Annotated in this window: 14 protein-coding genes; 4 read left to right on the forward strand and 10 right to left on the reverse strand. The window is 71.1% G+C overall.

The window, feature by feature from the left end; all coding sequences use genetic code 11:
- Nucleotides 1-29 precede the first annotated feature (29 nt).
- Nucleotides 30-881 carry an aldo/keto reductase gene (locus ABT342_RS16110; protein ID WP_351573085.1) on the forward strand — a complete coding sequence of 284 codons (852 nt, stop codon included), beginning with the start codon at nt 30-32 and terminating at the stop codon, nt 879-881.
- On the opposite strand, the gene ABT342_RS16115 is transcribed toward ABT342_RS16110, so the two are convergent.
- The 4 genes from ABT342_RS16115 to ABT342_RS16130 are packed head-to-tail and all read right to left on the reverse strand — an operon-like array spanning nt 860 to nt 5,755.
- Nucleotides 860-1,267, reverse strand: coding sequence for a hypothetical protein (locus ABT342_RS16115; protein ID WP_351573088.1), 408 nt, complete (start codon nt 1,265-1,267; stop codon nt 860-862). The genes ABT342_RS16110 and ABT342_RS16115 overlap by 22 nt on opposite strands.
- Entirely contained in the window at nt 1,264-2,757 is a 1,494-nt protein-coding gene (locus tag ABT342_RS16120) for a PrsW family intramembrane metalloprotease (protein WP_351573090.1), read from the reverse strand. The genes ABT342_RS16115 and ABT342_RS16120 overlap by 4 nt, the downstream gene beginning before the upstream one ends.
- The gene (locus tag ABT342_RS16125; protein ID WP_351573093.1) at nt 2,754-3,257 is read right to left on the reverse strand and encodes a hypothetical protein; all 504 of its coding nucleotides are present in this window, start codon (nt 3,255-3,257) and stop codon (nt 2,754-2,756) included. Before ABT342_RS16125 ends, ABT342_RS16120 begins: the two co-directional genes overlap by 4 nt.
- Nucleotides 3,254-5,755 carry a hypothetical protein gene (locus ABT342_RS16130; RefSeq protein WP_351573095.1) on the reverse strand — a complete coding sequence of 834 codons (2,502 nt, stop codon included), beginning with the start codon at nt 5,753-5,755 and terminating at the stop codon, nt 3,254-3,256. Before ABT342_RS16130 ends, ABT342_RS16125 begins: the two co-directional genes overlap by 4 nt.
- Nucleotides 5,756-6,051: 296 nt before the next feature.
- Between ABT342_RS16130 and ABT342_RS16135 the strand changes: the two genes are divergently transcribed.
- From ABT342_RS16135 to ABT342_RS16145, 3 genes are all read left to right on the forward strand, one after another.
- A complete protein-coding gene (locus ABT342_RS16135) occupies nt 6,052-7,083 on the forward strand; it encodes an AraC family transcriptional regulator (RefSeq protein WP_351573098.1) in 1,032 nt (343 codons plus the stop codon).
- A gap of 187 nt (nt 7,084-7,270) precedes the next feature.
- Nucleotides 7,271-8,194 carry a hypothetical protein gene (locus ABT342_RS16140; RefSeq protein ID WP_351573101.1) on the forward strand — a complete coding sequence of 308 codons (924 nt, stop codon included), beginning with the start codon at nt 7,271-7,273 and terminating at the stop codon, nt 8,192-8,194.
- A 56-nt stretch (nt 8,195-8,250) separates the two neighbouring features.
- Nucleotides 8,251-8,682, forward strand: coding sequence for a hypothetical protein (locus tag ABT342_RS16145; protein ID WP_351573103.1), 432 nt, complete (start codon nt 8,251-8,253; stop codon nt 8,680-8,682).
- A 68-nt stretch (nt 8,683-8,750) separates the two neighbouring features.
- Here the strand turns inward: ABT342_RS16145 and ABT342_RS16150 are convergent, their stop codons facing one another.
- The 6 genes from ABT342_RS16150 to hypB form a co-directional block, all read right to left on the reverse strand.
- Nucleotides 8,751-10,400 (reverse strand): RICIN domain-containing protein, encoded by a 1,650-nt coding sequence (locus ABT342_RS16150; RefSeq protein ID WP_351573105.1) that lies wholly within the window; start codon nt 10,398-10,400, stop codon nt 8,751-8,753.
- Between the two features lie 169 nt (nt 10,401-10,569).
- Entirely contained in the window at nt 10,570-11,655 is a 1,086-nt protein-coding gene (gene hypE / locus ABT342_RS16155; protein ID WP_351573108.1) for a hydrogenase expression/formation protein HypE, read from the reverse strand.
- Entirely contained in the window at nt 11,648-12,817 is a 1,170-nt protein-coding gene (hypD, locus tag ABT342_RS16160; RefSeq protein ID WP_351573110.1) for a hydrogenase formation protein HypD, read from the reverse strand. Before hypD ends, hypE begins: the two co-directional genes overlap by 8 nt.
- Nucleotides 12,814-13,137 carry a HypC/HybG/HupF family hydrogenase formation chaperone gene (locus ABT342_RS16165; protein WP_351573113.1) on the reverse strand — a complete coding sequence of 108 codons (324 nt, stop codon included), beginning with the start codon at nt 13,135-13,137 and terminating at the stop codon, nt 12,814-12,816. The genes hypD and ABT342_RS16165 overlap by 4 nt, the downstream gene beginning before the upstream one ends.
- 97 nt (nt 13,138-13,234) lie before the next feature.
- Complete coding sequence (hypF, locus tag ABT342_RS16170) at nt 13,235-15,613, reverse strand: carbamoyltransferase HypF (protein ID WP_351573115.1); 2,379 nt, start codon at nt 15,611-15,613, stop codon at nt 13,235-13,237.
- On the reverse strand, nt 15,610-16,308 hold the full coding sequence (gene hypB / locus ABT342_RS16175) for a hydrogenase nickel incorporation protein HypB (RefSeq protein ID WP_351573118.1): 699 nt from the start codon (nt 16,306-16,308) through the stop codon (nt 15,610-15,612). The genes hypF and hypB overlap by 4 nt, the downstream gene beginning before the upstream one ends.
- Nucleotides 16,309-16,311: the final 3 nt, after the last annotated feature.

A 16,311-nucleotide genomic window follows, 5' to 3' on the forward strand; every position in this document is an offset into this window, starting at 1 on the left:
GGCCCCTCGGACGAAGGGGGAGACATCAGATGACATCGACCACGTTCCGTATCGGGGGCGACCTGGCCGTACGGCGGCTCGGATTCGGCGCCATGCGCCTGCCGACCGAACCCGCCGCCGAGCGCGAGGCCTCTCTCGCGGTCGCCCGGCGGGCCGTCGAGCTGGGTGTCACGCTGATCGACACGGCACACCTGTACGGCGGCGGAGCCAACGAAGAACTGCTCGCCGAGGCCCTGTACCCGTATCCGGACGGCCTGCAGATCACCACGAAGGTCGGCGTCGCCCGGTCGGCCTCCACGGGTGAATGGGGGCTGGACGGCCGTCCTGCCGTCCTGCGCGCGCAGGTCGACCACGCCCTGCGCCGGCTGCGCGTCGATCGGATCGAGCTGCTCCAGTTGCACCGCATCGACCCGGAGACACCTCTCGCCGACCAGCTCGGCACGCTGGCGGAGCTCCGGTCCGAGGGCAAGGTGGGCCGGATCGGGCTGTCCGAGATCACCGTCACGGAACTCGACCAGGCGCGGGCGATCATCGACGTCGCGAGCGTGCAGAACCGCTACAACCTGCTCGACCGCGAGCACGAGCCCGTGCTCGCGGCCTGCGAGGCGGCGGGAATCGCGTTCCTGCCGTGGCGGCCCGTCGCGGCGGGGGCGTCGGGCGCGCGGGCCGAGATCGCCTCCGTGGCGGCCGAGCTCGGGGCCACCCCCACGCAGGTGACGCTCGCCTGGCTCCTGAGCCGTTCGCCGGTGATCCTCCCGATCCCGGGCACCGCGCGGATCGACCACCTGGAAGAGAACCTCGCCGCAGCGCGGCTCCAGCTGTCCCCGGCCCACTACGACCGCCTCGACCGGCTGTCGGGTCAGCCGGAGCCCCCCTGCTGAGCGGAACCCGCACCCGGTGGCCGGCCAATGCCTCCGTTCATGACGGGGTCGGGAGCGGTGCAGCTGCCGACCCCGGCCACCGTTTCACCGGTCGCCGCATCACTGAACACCGCGTCGACGACCGCCAGATCAGCGATCGTCGTGTCCCTCGACCGGGACCACGCGAAGGCGAGCCACAGGCCGCCGGCGAGGACGAGCAGGGCCCACACCGCCGCCGATGAGGTGTTCGCGACATACTCCGGGCAGCTTCCGCCCGGAAAGGACCGGCTGCCCTTGTAGTTGGGGTCCGAGCACTGGGCCGACGCGGATGCGGGCGTGCCGAGGACGAGCAGGGCGGTGGCGGTGGCCAGGGCGGACAGTCGCACGATCCGGGAGCGTCGCATCATGAGTGCACCTCCTCTTGCGGGGCGAGGGCGGGACTGCCGGGGGCTGCGGCGATGCCCTTCAACTCCCGTACACGTTCACGCAGAAGACTCTCGTCGGGAACGAAGGAGTCGGCGCCGGGGCGGGTACGGTGCCCGCGCTGGGTGGCCAGGTCGAGCTGCGCCTGGTGCAGGCGCATCAGGTGGCGCAGGCCCGCGGTCCCGTCGCGGCGCCACACGCGCAGCTCGAGCAGCAGGCGGCGGCGTGGATCGAGCAGCAGACCGACCTCCGGAGCCGTGACCGCGCCCGTGCCGGCTTCCGCTTCGGCCTGAAGTGCGCGGGCGAGACCGTCGCCCTGTTCCTTCAGACCGCGCCGAAGGATCAGCACGTACAGGATCACGAACACCCCTGACGTGATGGCCGTCAAGAGTGGCACGCCGAGGAGCAGACCGAGGGTCTGGTTGTGAGAGAACAGGTCCTCCTTCCACTTGCCGAGCTGCGGCATCACCGAGTCCGTCGCGAAGTGGCCACCGATCGCGGCCAGCACACCGCCCCCGACGACCAGCAGTCGGTCACGGAGTTCAGGCAGCCTGCGCGCCGCCCCGAACCCGGCGCCCGCGAGCGCGGTGAACGCCACGTGCACCGCCATCAGCCCGACCACCTGCCGTATCCAGAACTGGGCGGACTGCTGGCCCGGCTCGATGGCGGTCATGAAGTGCACCGTTTCGGTCAGGTTGAAGCCGAGGCCCACCGCCGCACCGATGACGACACCGGAGACCACACCGTCGAAGTGTCGCCGGAAGAGGAAGAAGAGGATGGCGACCCCGGCCGCCTTGCCGACCTCCGCGAAGACCCCGGCGTTGAGGGCGAGCAGGGTGTAGAGCGTACGGATCATGTCCCGGGGGTGTTCCCAGTCCAGCAGGTAGCCGGCCGCGTACCGCTGGAACCAGATGGTCATGACGGAGCCGAACCCGCCGCCGATGAGCGCGCCCCAGCCGAAGCCGGTCAGCAGCAGCCATCCCGGCATCCGGCGGAATCGCTGCATCCGGTGGACGAACAGCAGCGCGGCGGCCGTGGTGGGCAGGCAGATCAGCAGCGAGAGCGGGGCGCCGGCGAGGGTGTCCAGCGGGATGACGGCGTAGGGCAGCAACAGGGCACCCAGAATGCCGGACTGGCAGGCGCGCACCGCCCGGGCGCGGGCGGCCGGGTCAGGGGTGAGGGAGCCTCGGCGCAGGGTCAGGAGGACCAGACCGAGCAGGGCGGAGAGGCCCCAGCCGCAGTAGAGGAGCACCCGCGTCAGCTTGAAGGGGGCCGACTCGGGGAGCAGGAACACCCGCATCCAGGGCAGGGGGGATGTGATCTCGGGCTGCGTCCAGTAAAGGACGTGCCCGACGGCGAAGGCCGCCGACAGGGCGACCGCCACCGCGATCGCGGCCGACATGCCGTGGCGCACGATCCGCGGGCCCGGGGGCGGCACCGGGGGCGGGGCGACCGGTGGGAACGCCGTCGTCATGGGGTACCTCCGGGTAGCGGAAGCTCGGGCCTGCCTGGCCTACCGGCCGACATGTCAGTGGGCCGGTCGGTGGGCATGTCGGTCGGGAATCCGGTCGGGAAGTCCGTCGGAAATCCGGTCGGCAGACCCGTCGGGAAGTCCGTCGGCATGTCGGTGGGGAAGTCCGTCGGCAGATCGGTCGGGAAGTCCGTTGGGAAATCTGTCGGGAAATCGGTGGGCAGGCTGGTCGGGAATCCGCTCGGCAGCCCGCCGGGCCCGGTCGGCATCCCGGGCATGCCCGGCCTCGACGGCACGGTCGGCAGCTTCTCCGGCAGCGGGAAGACCGGATCGCTGGTGAAGCCCACGAGCGCCCCGACCGCGGCGGCCACGACACCGATCCCGCCGATCGCGGCCATCAGCCGCACGTAGGGACGGTGCTCGTGCTCCGCCCGGTCCGCGGCATCCGGTGGAAGGGCCGGCCGTGGCGGGCTCGCGCCCGCCTTGTCCGCAGGGGAGGTCATGACGGTCTCCGGGTGTTGAATCGGTCAGGGGTGTGAGGAACTGCCCTACGGCGCAACGGACTCGCGGTGACGGACGTGCTCAGGCGACGACGGCGCCACCACAGCAGAGCGGCCGGCGGAAGCAGCAGGACGGGAAGCAGACGCAGTGCCCAATCGCCTGCGGACAGGACGTCCTCGGGCGGGCCGAGTCCGGCCGCCTGGCGCGGCGTGGGCGCTCCGAGCCAGATGGTGTCGCTCCCGTCGGCGGTGGAGGGCGCGTTCAAGGACCGGTCGACGTCCTTGGTCAGGCCCGCGTGCTCCGTCGCGAAGCGGTCGTCCGGGACCTTCTGGAAGGGGATCTTCGTCAGATCGACGCCGCCGTAGACATAGGTGCGGATGTAGGTCGTGTTGCCCTGGGTGGTCCTGCGACTGACGTTGAACTCCTTGTCGGTGTACGAGTCGACGTACTCGTCGAAGGTGTCGGTGGGCTTCCAGTCGGTCGTGGTCTTCCAGTTCTCGATGTCGCCCTTGTCGACGAGGTCGCCGTAGGTGGTGTCCCTGGCCCGGCTCAGATCGCGGTACCACTCCGCGGCGACTCGGGCGAGGTAGACCCGGCGCAGTTCGGCGTACTCGGGCGCGGTGTTGATCGCGTTCTTCAGCTTGGGGAGGACCAGGCTGCGGAACAGCCGCTCGTTGTCGGTCTCGGTGGCCTTGTCCTGCTGCGGGCACGAACCGGCGGACGTCTGGCCGCGCTGCTGGAGGTACATGCTCTCCATCCGGACGTCGAGGGGCGCGTCGAGGATGTAGAGCTTGTCGCCGTCCTGGTGCACCGACGCGGGCGCGGGCAGAATCCACGTCCGATAGGACATGCAGTCCCCGCGCAGGCCGTCCCAGAACGCCCGGCCGCTTTTGGTGTTGGGGTGGATGAGTTTGCCGATGGTCTTCTTCATCCGCAGATCGGCCTGGAGCATGATCCGCCCGACGTCGGTGCGACCGAGGCGGTCGTCGACGATGCGGTCCGGCTCGTTGGGCTTGAGATTGACCCAGAACGACGAGGGGTGCAGGGAGAGCCAGACGAAGAAGGCGTCGGAGGTCTGGTCCGTCACCGCGAGCCCGGTGGACGTACGGGCATCGCCGTTCATGGGGTCACGGTTCGCGCTGAACGAGTACTGCAGCCCGCTGCCGTCCCCGGGGTCCGACAGATAACGCAGCTCCATGGTGGAGAAGTCGATGCCGCCGGGGCCGGCCCCGGGGGTCGCGAGCGCTTTGCTCAGCCCTGTCGTGTTACGGGATTCGGCGGGGGTTTCCCCTTCCGCGCACGGGTCGGCCTTGGCGGCCGGTGGCCTGAGGAGAAGTGCCTGCTGCGCCGGCACGCCCGGGGCTTGGGGGCCCGGTGTCTGGGGCGGGGCCTGGGAGTGCGGTGCCTTGGTGCCCTTCTGGGAGCAGGCGACGAATGTGGAGTCGGCCTTGGCGCCGTTCTTCAGTTGCACGGCGACGACTGCCTTCCTCGCGTCGGCGAGCAGTCCCCCCAATCTCACTCCGGTCCTTTTGGCCCGGGCGTCCGTGATCTTTTCGAAGCTCTCCAACGCTTTGACCTGGAGTCTGGCGTCTGATTTCGCCCCCTTTCTGCGATATTCATTCTCTATCTCGCTCTTCACGGCGGCCAGCACCGCGCCCTCGTCGGCCGTGAGCCCCTTCGGCCCTCCGGCCTCCTTGCGTTGTACGGCCCACCGCTGGAACTCACTCGTGACCCATTGCTGCAGCTTGTGGACTCCCTCGAGACCGCTCTTGCGCCAATACCCCTTCTCGATTTCGCTGTTGATGGCCTGCTGAAGTCCGACCTCTTCGGTGTTGAAGTCGTATTCGCCCGCGAAATAGGTGGGTGTGTCCGAGTCGTAAAGGACGGTGCAGTCCCGGCACTGTTGGCGCTCGGAGGCTCCGGTGAGTCGCCACGTCGGACTGATGCCGTTGTCGCGCATCACGTCGGCCAAGAGGTCCTCGGAATGGAGCTTGTCGGGCCCACTGAGGGCGCTCAGCGCGAGGACCTTGGAAACCTTGGCGCTCCTCAACTGCGCCTCGTCGTCGCCGTCGAGGAAGCGCGCGACGTCATCGAGGTCGACCATCTCGGCGGCCCAGACCCTCCCGTCCTTCTCGACGTGGACCGGCTTGCCGATCATCGAATCGCGCACGTCTTTCGGGATCTTCCGGGGGTCGATCAGATCGGACGCGCCATTGCGGGCTGATTTGAAGGCCGTTTGTGGCTGTCGGCCCTTCTTCTCGAGGTAATCGAAGAAATGGGACCGAAGGTTGACGATCGGCCGGAAGAGGGGGTGCTCGAAGAGCAGGTGTTCGTACTCCTTGGTCTTACGGTTCTCCTCGAAGACATTCCGGCCCTGTGCCGCCCCCGGCGGTCTGGGTTCGTCGGCCGTACTCGGCTGCACCGCCCCGAGCAATACCGCCAGCACCAGCGCGAGCGCTGCCAGGCCGCGTAGCCAGACGCGGCCGATGAATAAAGCCATTTCGCCCCTTTTGGTTTGTGCGCGCCGCAGGCCGGGGGACCGGCACACAGCCCTGGCACTCCAGGGGTGTCCTCTCGTGTGTCGCTGGTCGCGCGTGCGGATCGTTCGGTGCCGCCCCCCGTAGCGGCACCAACGTGACCAGCGGTTGTCATGCAGGACAGATCTTGTCCGAGGGGGCCCGAGGGCGGGTTGGCTCACAGCGCACACTTGTTGGCGTGGAACGCACTGTCGTTCCCTGGCGTCTGTGCACTTTGCTGACTGGCTGGAATCGGCGTTACCAGCAGCTGGGAGCAGCGGTGCACTCAACAGTCATCGACACGGTCGAGTTTCCCGTGAACGAACGGACGGAGGCGTGGGCCGAGACCATGGCGCTGGCGCAGGTGACCCAGCGCGTCAGGTTCCTCGAGACGGCGACCTTCGGAGCGCGCATCGAGTTGATGCCCCTGGGCGTCGGGCAGCTCTCCGCCCTCTCCTATGCCTCAGTGATCGCACAGCGGACACCCAGGCTCGTCAGGCAGTCCGATCCGGAGATGTACCACGTCGCCCTCGTGACGGCCGGAGAGATAGGCATCGAGCAGAACCGGCAGAGTTCCCTGCTCAGGCGCGGGGACATGGGCTTCTTCGACAGCTCTCAGTCATTCGACACCTTCGCCGGGGACACGCCGGGGGAAACGCTCCTCTTCCAGTTCCCCAAGAACCTCCTGCGGCTTCCGCACGAACAGTTCACCCGTCTGTGCGGACTCTCCTTGCCGTGGTCGGATGGCATCGGCGGTCTGTTCGGGCAGTTCCTGGTGGGACTGGCCAAGGAGTACCCCCACTGCACACCTCGGGATGTCACCCGCCTCGGCGGCACCGCGCTCGACCTGCTGTCGACCGTGCTGGCCCACCATTTCGATCACGACTCCGCCCGGCCCGGCGGCTCTGCCGCGTCCGGCGAATCCGGGCAGGATGTGCTGTTCCTGCGGATCAGCGCCTTCATCATCGAGCATCTGCGGGACCCCGCCCTCGGACCGGAGGCCATCGCCTCGGCCCACCAGATCTCCCTCCGGTACCTGCACCGTGTGTTCCAGCAGACCGGCACCACGCCCAGGGCCTACATCAGAGCGCAGCGCATGGACCACTGCCGCAGGGACCTGGCCGACCCCGCTCTGGGGCACCTCACGATCCACACGATCGCCGCGCGCTGGGGGTATCCCCAGCCCGACCGGTTCTCCCGCGCCTTCCGTACGGCCACGGGCATGTCCCCCAGCGAATACCGCGCCGCCATGCGCTCTTCCGCTCGCTCGCACACCGCCCGCGGCGAGGACGCCGCGCCGGGCCAGGAGTGACGGCAGGCGACCACCCACCGGGGACATGGCTGTCGCCCACCCGGCGCGTTGTCCGCGGACAAGACGGGTTGTCCGGTCACCGCACCCCCGGTGACCTGCGCCGCTCTCTTCCGCCGCGGCCGGCCAAACTCCCCGGCCGAGATGGTGAGGACGTTTCCGACGTCCACATCCGTCCCTGGGGGTTTCGTTGTCCCGACTCCGGTACGCGGTGCTCGCCGCCGCCGTCCTCGTGTCGTCGGTCGCTGCGACCGTGGTCTTCCTGTTCCCGACCGGGGCCGAGGGCACCCGGAGCGCGCCGGCGGCGCGGGGCGCGGCACCGTCGCAGCAGCCGACGAGGCAGCTGACGCGGGAGCCGACGTGGGAGGAACTGGACCTGCTGCACACCGCGCGGGAGATCCTGCTCCGCGACTGCATGCGCGGCAAGGGCTTCGTCTACCGGCCGGTGCCCCGGCGGCCCATCGCCGACGCGCGTGACTTCCCGCTGGTCGTCGACGACGTCGGGTGGGCCCGGCGGCACGGCTACGGAACCGATCTCCAGCGCGCCGCGGAGAAGTTGCAGCGGGACGACGTCAATCAGCGCTATTTCGCCGGCCTGAGCGCGAGCCGCCGGGCCGAAGCCCTGATCGCGGCCAACGGCGGCCGTCCCGAGGGTCTCACCGCCACCACCCCTGACGGCATGCGGATGAGCCGGAGCCCGGACGGCTGCCAGTCGCAGGCGGACCGGTCGCTGTACCGGGACCTGCCGGGCTGGTTCCAGGCACGTACGACGCTCACCTCGCTGACCTCGATGGTCAGCGAACGGACGGGCGCCGACCCGGCCTTCGCGCGGGCCGTCCGGCCCTGGTCCGCGTGCATGCGCGCCGCGGGCCACGACTTCGCCGGTCCCTCCGCCGTCCGGGACGCGCTCCCGGTGCCGCGAAGCACGGAGATCCGCCTGGCGGTCGCGGAAGCGACCTGCGCTCAGTCCTCCGGTCTGGCCGAGACAGTACGCCGGCTGAACCGGACGCACGAAACCCGGCTGCGGCAGCGCTACGGGGCCGACGTGGACACCGCGCACCGGCTCCAGCTGGCCGCTCTGCCCCGGGCGCGCGAGGTGATCGCCGCCCGGTGACACCGCAACCGCACGTCGACAGCAATCCGACAGCGAACAGACGAGGAGACCGGCTCATGAAATCTCTGCGCACACTGGTGGCAGGCGCGGCGCTCGCCGCCGCCATGGGGGCCACGAACAGCCTCCCCGCCCACGCCGCCGACGCCCCCGCTCCGCGAGCGGATGTCGGGGTACGGGCGGAAGGGCTGATGAAGGCGTGGTACAACGTCAACTACATCAACCTCTGCGGCTATTGGGCAGGCAGTTCCTACAACTGGGGTGACTGCTGGAACACGGCGAGTTCGCTGTGGAACGACCGCTACCCGGGCGTCAACGACGACGTCTGGGTCCACTGGGGGCTCAACTGCCAGAAGGCCCGCCGGGGGGTCTACAACGGCGTCTACCTGGCCAACCTCAGCCAGTGGAGATTCGACCAGGGCACCGGTCAGGGTTCGGGTGAGTTGCTCGACAACAACATCGCCTCGCACTGCGTGACCCAGCTGCCGTAGCCCCGGCAGCCGCTGACCGGTCCCGCCCAGGCCCTCCCCGGCCGGGCGGGACCGGTTCGCGTCCGACCTCAGGTACGCCACAACAGCCAGGGATCGTCGGCGCACTCCCCCTGCAGGGCCTGCTCCAGGTCGCCGCCGCCCGAGCGGACGGAGACGCACTTGCCGCTGTTGCGGTTGACCAGATGCCATGCCCGGTACGTGGCGTTGTAGCGGAAGCTCCAGAACTGGTCGGGGAACAGGCCGTTCTCGTCACCGCACGAGTACTGCGTGATGACGGCGTCGTTCGTCGTGCGCGCCGCGTCCACCGACAGGCAGAGGCCGTTGTGCCGGTTGCGCACCGCGTACACGGGCCCTGCCGGGCCCGCTCCCTCGTGGGTGAGCTGCCAGAACTGCTCGAAGTCGGCGCCGCAGCCGGTCTGTACGAGGCCTTCGGCGGGGGTGACGCTCCCTCTGGGCGCCGCCAGGCACATGCGGCTGGCGATGTTGGTCAGGCGCAGCAGACCGTCCGGGAGCGGCGGCGCGGACGGTCTGACGATGGGGGCCGCGGACGGGGGCGGGGGCAGCGGGGCGGGGAGCGCGGTCGGCACGGACGGCGGCCGGGAGGCGGGGGCGGACGGCTTCGTGCTCGGTGCGGTCCGCGGCGGCGTCCCGCTCGCGGTGGGGGCGGCGGCCGGTGGCTGCGTCGGGGTGCCGTGGGCGGGCGGCGCGGAGGGTTTCGCGGCGGGTTTCGCGGCGGGGGCGGGGGGCGTAGGGACCGTACCCGGCTCGCCGCTCAACGCCCGCGTGGTGGTGTGCTGCCGGCTGCCGGTCACGACGCCGACGGCGGTGGCCACCGCGACGAGGGCGAGGGCGAGGGAGGCCGCGACCGCGGCGATCGCGAGGGCGCGAGGCCGCCCTGGCGACGCGGACGGGCCGGGCAGCGCGTCCGGGTGCCACTCCTCCACGACGGAGGACACCGGTGCCACGGACACCGCGTTGTCGACGCGTTCGAGGACGACGCCCTCGACCACCTCGTGGGCGCGTGCGACCGCCCTCGTGTCCGACCAGAGCCGCCCGATGCTCTCCCGGTGGAGCTCCAGCGCGCTGCCCACCCGGGCGAGCGCGAGGGTCAGTTCCGTACCCGCCGTCGCGCCCTCTCCGCACTCACGTGAGCGGGCCTGCGCGTCCGCGTACGTCTGCCGTGCCGCCGTCTGAAGGCTCCACGCGGTCCCCAACTGGTGGAATGCCGTTTCGAGATGGACGAGCAGCCGATCCGGTTCCGCCTCGGCCACGGAGACGTCCCTCGTCGGTGCCGACGGCGTCGTCACCGTGTCCGCCGTGCCGGTGCGGGCGGACCGCGTGACCTGTTCCTGCAGCATGGTGATGATCGCGAGGAGCGTCTGTACGAGCCTGCCGGATTCGGCGAGGTCCGCCTGCGCCCGCTGTAACGCCTCCTCCAGGCTGCGCCCAGGGGCCCGTTCCACCTCCGCGGCCAGCGCCGCGTCGTGTAATCGGCGCGCCCGGTCGAACATCAGCCCGCGCCCCCGGGCGTCGCGCACGCGGTCCCGGAGGACGGTGTTGAGCCGCCCGAGGGGGATGATCCGGGCACCGGACCGGTACTCGCTCCAGAGCGTTTTGCCGCCCCCGTATCGCCTCGCCATCTCCCTGACGGTCAGTCCCTCGGTCGCCTCCCTCAGGAAGCGCGCCAGCTCGTTGGCCGCACCGGTTGCCCCCTTCATGTCTCCCTGTGGACGTCCCGACCTCGCCATGTCTCCCCCTGTCGTCCGCAGTGGCACGCGTGCCCTGAGCGGCAACAGGGAACACCGCGACCCGGTGAGCGCGTCAAGTACGCGTTCGGACGTGTGCGGACTCCGTGGCCGATAGCCGTACCCCGTATACGGCTATCGCCTAGCAAATACGGGGCAGTTGCTCCCCGATGGGCAGGTCGACGACCCGCGTTCCACCGAGTCCGGTACGGGCCACCACCATGCCGGCGTGCGCGTCCACGGCCTCGCCGATGATCGCGGCGTCCCTGCCCAGCGGGTGCGCGCGCATCGCGGCCAGCACCGCTTCGGCGTGCTCGCGCGGGACGAAGGCGACCAGCTTGCCCTCGTTGGCGACGTACATCGGGTCGAGGCCGAGGACGGCGCAGGCGTTGGCCACGGGTCCCGGCACCGGAACGCTCCGCTCCTGGATGACGACGCCCGTACCCGAGGCCGCCGCGATCTCGTTCAGGGCGGCGGCCAGTCCGCCACGGGTGGGGTCGCGCAGCACGTGCAGGTCGGTGGTCACGGCGAGCATGTCCGCCACGAGCCCGCCCAGCGCCGCGCAGTCGCTCTCGATCTCCACTCCGAACTCGAGCCCCTCGCGGACGCTCATGATCGCGACTCCGTGGACGCCGATCGCGCCGCTGACGATGACCACATCGCCGGGGACGACCCGCTGCGGGCGCAGATCGACCCCCGGCGGGATGAGACCGATGCCCGCGGTGTTGATGAAGATGCCGTCCCCGTGGCCGGCTTCGACCACCTTGGTGTCCCCCGTCGCCACTTCCACGTCGGCCGCCCGCGCGGCCGCGCCCATGGCCTCGGCCACCCGCGCGACGACCGCGATCTCGACGCCTTCCTCCAGGATGAAGCCGCAGGACAGGTACGCGGCCCGGGCACCGCTCATGGCCAGGTCGTTGACGGTGCCGTTGACGGCGAGGTCCCCGATGCCGCCGCCGGGGAAGAAGAGCGGCCGCACCACGAAGGAGTCGGTGGAGAACGCGAGGCGCGCGCCGCCCAGGGAGATCGCCGCGGAATCGCCCAGCTGCGCGAGCGTCTCCCCTCCGAAGGCGGGCGCGAAGACGTGCTGGACCAGTTCGGCCGACAGCGCCCCGCCGCCCCCGTGGCCCATCACCACGCGGGGCGTCTCACGCAGCGGGACCGGGCACGTCCAGGCCGCGAGGTCCGGGAATTCCTGACGGTGCGGCGCTCGGGTCGTCTCAGACAACGGGGCTCGCCTCCCTGGACGCGACGGACGCGGCGGACGGGGCAGACGCGGCAGTCGGGGTGGACGCGGTGGTCAGATCCAGCCGCCGGTAGAGGTAGTAGGCGGCGCAGGCCCCCTCGCTGGAGACCATGGTGGCTCCGAGCGGGTTGCGGGGCGTGCAGGTGGTGCCGAACGCCTCGCACTCGTGCGGCTTCAGCAGTCCTTGCAGGACCTCCCCGCTGCGGCACTCGGCCGGCTCCTTGGTGTCGATCCCGGTCACCGAGAAGCGATGCTCGGCGTCATAGTCCCGGTACCGCTCGGACAGCCGCCAGCCGCTGTCGGGAATGACGCCGATGCCGCGCCAGGCCCGGTCGGTCACCTCGAAGACGTCCTCCAGCATGGCGCGGGCGGCGAGGTTCCCCTCGGGCCGGACCGCTCGCGGATACGCGTTGTCCACCGTGTGCTCGCCGCGCTCCAGTTGCAGGACGGTACGGCGTACGCCTTCGAGGATGTCCAGCGGCTCGAAGCCGGTCACCACGATCGGGACCCGGAAGCGTTCGGCCAGTTCCGGATACTCGTCGACGCCCATCACGCTGCACACGTGTCCGGCCGCGAGGAAGGCCTGCACCCGGCAGCTCGGCGACTGCATGATCGCCTCGATCGCCGGGGGCACCCGCACATGGGAGACCAGCAGGCTGAAGTTCGGGATCCCCAGTTTGCGCGCCTGGTACACCGTCATGGCGTTGGGGGGCGCCGTGGTCTCGAACCCGATGCCGAAGAACACCACCTCACGCCCGGGGTTGCTCTGCGCGATCCGCAGCGCGTCGAGCGGCGAGTAGACGACGCGGACGTCGCCGCCCTCGCCGCGCACCTGGAAGAGGTCACGGTTCGTACCGGGGACGCGGAGCATGTCGCCGAAGGAGCAGAAGATCACCTCGGGACGGGACGCGATCTCCAGCGCCTTGTCGATGACGTCGAGCGGGGTGACGCACACCGGGCAGCCGGGCCCGTGGATCAGCTCCACCTGGTCCGGCAGCAGCTGGTCGATGCCGTGCCGGATGATCGTGTGCGTCTGTCCCCCGCAGACCTCCATCAGCGCCCACGGTCGGGTCACCCCGGAGTGGATCTCGTCGAGGAGCCGCCGGGCCAGGTCGGGGTCCTGGAACTCGTCGATGTACTTCACTGCTGTGCCTCCTGCGGTACGTCTCCTCCTGCGACGGGCGAGGGGGATCCGCTCGCCTCCGCCGCCAGTTCCCACGGATCGCCGAACTCCTCCTGGAGCATGCCGAGGGTCGCGAACAGTTCGAGCGTCTGCTTGGCCGACTCCTCGTCCAGGCGTTGCAGGGCGAAGCCCACGTGGACGATGGCGTATTCGCCGATCCGGAGGTCCGGCAGGTACTCCAGGCACACCTCCTTGACCACGCCGCCGAAGTCGACGGTGGCCATACGGGTGCCGTCCCGTTCCTCGATGTCCAGAACTCTGCCCGGTACGGCCAGGCACATGGGCCTCTCCTCGCTGTGGGTCGGTTCACGTCGGTCGCGTCTGTCGCGTCGGTGCGCGTCGGTCACGCCGGTCGCGCAGTGGCGTCTCGGTCGCGTCTCAATCGCCTCGGTCACTCGCCCGGCTCCGGGCGGCCACGACAAGCTGGCCGAGCGCCAGCCCCCCGTCGTTCGGCGGCACCTGCTGGTGGCGCAGAACGGTGAAGCCGTCCGCGCGGAGCGCCGCCGCGCACGCCGTCGACAGCAGAGCGTTGGCGAACACCCCGCCGGTCAGGGCGACGTGGTCGAGTCCGTGCCGCTCGCGCGCCAGCAGACACATCCCGTGGACGAGACCGGCGACCGCGGTATGGAATCGGGCCGCGACGCGCGCGGGCCCGGTGCCTGCCCGTACGTCGTCGACGACGGCCGCCAGTACGGGCGCCGGGTCCGCGATCACCGCGGCCCCGCCGCCCGCCGCCGGGCGGAGCGGTGCGAACGCGTAGCCGCCGGTGTCCCCCGCGTCAGCGGTCCGGGCGGCGGCCTCCAGCTCGATGGCGGCCTGGGCCTCGTACCCCGCCCGGTGGCACACCCCCGCGAGGGACGAGACCGCGTCGAACAGGCGGCCCATGCTGGAAGTGGGGACACAGTTCAGGTCCCGTTCCAACTGCCGTTCCAGGACGGTGAGTTCATCGGGCGGACAGGCAGCGATGCAGGGCAGGTCGCCGGACCGGGCGATGCCCGCCGCCCGCAGATGCGCGAGTGCCATGCGATACGGCCGGTGCACGGCGGCGTCGCCGCCCGGCAGCGGGACGTACGCCAGGTGTCCGAACCGGGTGAACCCGTCGTAGTCGGCGAGCAGGAACTCCCCTCCCCACACGGCCCCGTCGTCGCCGTAGCCGGTGCCGTCGAACGCGACTCCGATCACCGGCGTGCCGCCGTCCAGACCGTGCTCGGCCATCGCGGCCGCGACGTGGGCGTGATGGTGCTGGACACGTACGACCGGCCGGCCCGCGGCGTGCCGCCGCGCCCACTGCCCGGAGCGGTAGCCCGGATGCCGGTCGGCCGCCAGGACCTCGGGCGTGACTCCCGTGACCGTCTCCAGATGACGTTCGGCGCGCTCGAAGCCCTGCTGGGTGGCGAGGTCGTCCATGTCGCCGACGTGCGCGGACAGCCAGGCCCTGCGGCCGCCCGCGAGGCAGAAGGTGTTCTTCAGGTCGCCCCCGACCGCCAGCGCCGGCCGTACGGACACCGGCAGCGCGAGGGGCAGCGGGGCGTACCCGCGCGAGCGTCGCACCGTCAGCCGCTCGCCGTCGCAGACACGGACCACGGAGTCGTCGCACGGCACATGGATCGGCCGGTCGTGCGCGAGCCAGGCGTCGGCGAGGTGGGCCAGCCGGTCCAGGGCCTCGTCGTCATCGGTGACGATCGGCTCTCCGGCGACGTTTCCGCTCGTCATGACGAGGAGCCGGGGGCCTTCCGGGTCCCCCGGCAGGCCGAGCAGCAGATGGTGCAGCGGCGTGTAGGGGAGCATGACGCCCAGATCGCCGTTGCCCGGCGCGACGCCCTCCAGCGGCGGGCCGTCCGCGCGACGGCGCAGCAGGACGATGGGCCGGACGCCGCCGGTCAGCAGGGCGCGCTCCTCGGGGCCCACGTGCGCGAGCTGCTCGATGTCGGCGATCTCCCGTGCCATCAGGGCGAACGGCTTGTCGCCGCGCGCCTTGCGACGGCGCAGCCGGGCCACGGCCCCGGCGTCGGACGCGTCGCAGGCGAGGTGATAGCCGCCGAGCCCCTTGACGGCGAGGATCGCGCCACCGGCCAGGAGTTCGCGCGCCTCGGCGACCGGATCCGCCACGGCTGCCGGGCGGGGCGGCCGCGCGGGATCCGGGGAGGCGAGGAGCAGACGCAGCCGGGGGCCGCAGGCGGGGCAGGCGACGGGCTGCGCGTGAAAGCGCCGGTCGGCCGGGTCGGCGTACTCGCGGGCGCAGTCGGCGCACATCGGGAAGCCGGCCATGGTCGTGTGGGCCCGGTCGTAGGGCAGGCCGGTGACGATGGTGAAGCGCGGCCCGCAGTGCGTACAGGTGATGAACGGGTGGCGGTGGCGCCGGTCCGCCGGATCGGCCAGCTCGGTGAGGCAGTCGGCGCAGGTGGCCACGTCCGGGGAGACCAGGGTGCGCACGGGCCCCTGTGACCGCGAGGCGGCGATGACGAATCCGGCGTCGCCGGTGGCGGGTACGTCGCGGTGGTCGACGGACTCCACCACGGCCAGCGGCGGGGCGTCGACGGCGATCCGGTCGCAGAACATCGCCACGGCCGAGGGGTCGCCCTCGACCTCGGCGACGACCCCGTCGCCGGTGTTCGTCACCTGCCCGTTCAGGTCCAGCCGGGTGGCGAGGGTGTAGAGGAACGGGCGGAACCCGACACCTTGCACCACACCACGGACGGTGATCCGGCGGCGCAGTACGTCCTCGGCGACGGCGCTGTCCGGCTCCGGTGCGCTCACGGGTGCCGGTGCCCGGCCATGACCGGGGCGTGGAGCGCCGCGCCGTCCGCGGCCCCGAGGGCCCGCTCCAGCAGGGCGCCCGCTCCCGTGCCGTCCCGTGCGGAGGTGAGGAGCACCTCCACTCCCGGATTGACCTGCTCCAGGTGGGCGCGGAAGGCTTCCTCGTCGAACCCGACGGCGCTCGCGATGTCGGTCTTGGTCACCACCACGAGATGGGCCAGACCGAAAGCGGTCGGGTACTTCAGCGGCTTGTCCTCGCCCTCGGTCACCGACGCGAGGACGACTCTCAGGGTCTCGCCGAGGTCGTAGGAGGCGGGACAGACGAGGTTGCCGACGTTCTCCACGAACAGCAGCCGGGTGCCTTCCGGCAGCCATCCGTGCAGGTGCCCGGCCAGCATGCCGGCCTCCAGATGGCACAGTCCGTCGGTGAGCACCTGCTTGACCGGGACACCCGACCGGGCGAGGCGCAGCGCGTCGTTCTCGGTGGCGAGGTCGGCGGTCAGTGCCGCGACGGGCACGTCCCGCTCGCGCGCCAGGAGGAGTTCACGCTCCAGCAGGGCGGTCTTCCCGCTTCCGGGACTGGAGAGCAGGTTGACGACCGTGGTGCCGCCGGCCGCGAGCCCTGCGCGCAGGGTGTGCGCGGTCGCGTCGTTCTTGGCGAGAACCGCCTGCTGAAGGTCGACCACACGGCACATGGT

The organism is Streptomyces sp. NPDC000410, from assembly GCF_040300305.1.
In the GTDB taxonomy this organism is placed as follows: Bacteria; Actinomycetota; Actinomycetes; order Streptomycetales; family Streptomycetaceae; genus Streptomyces.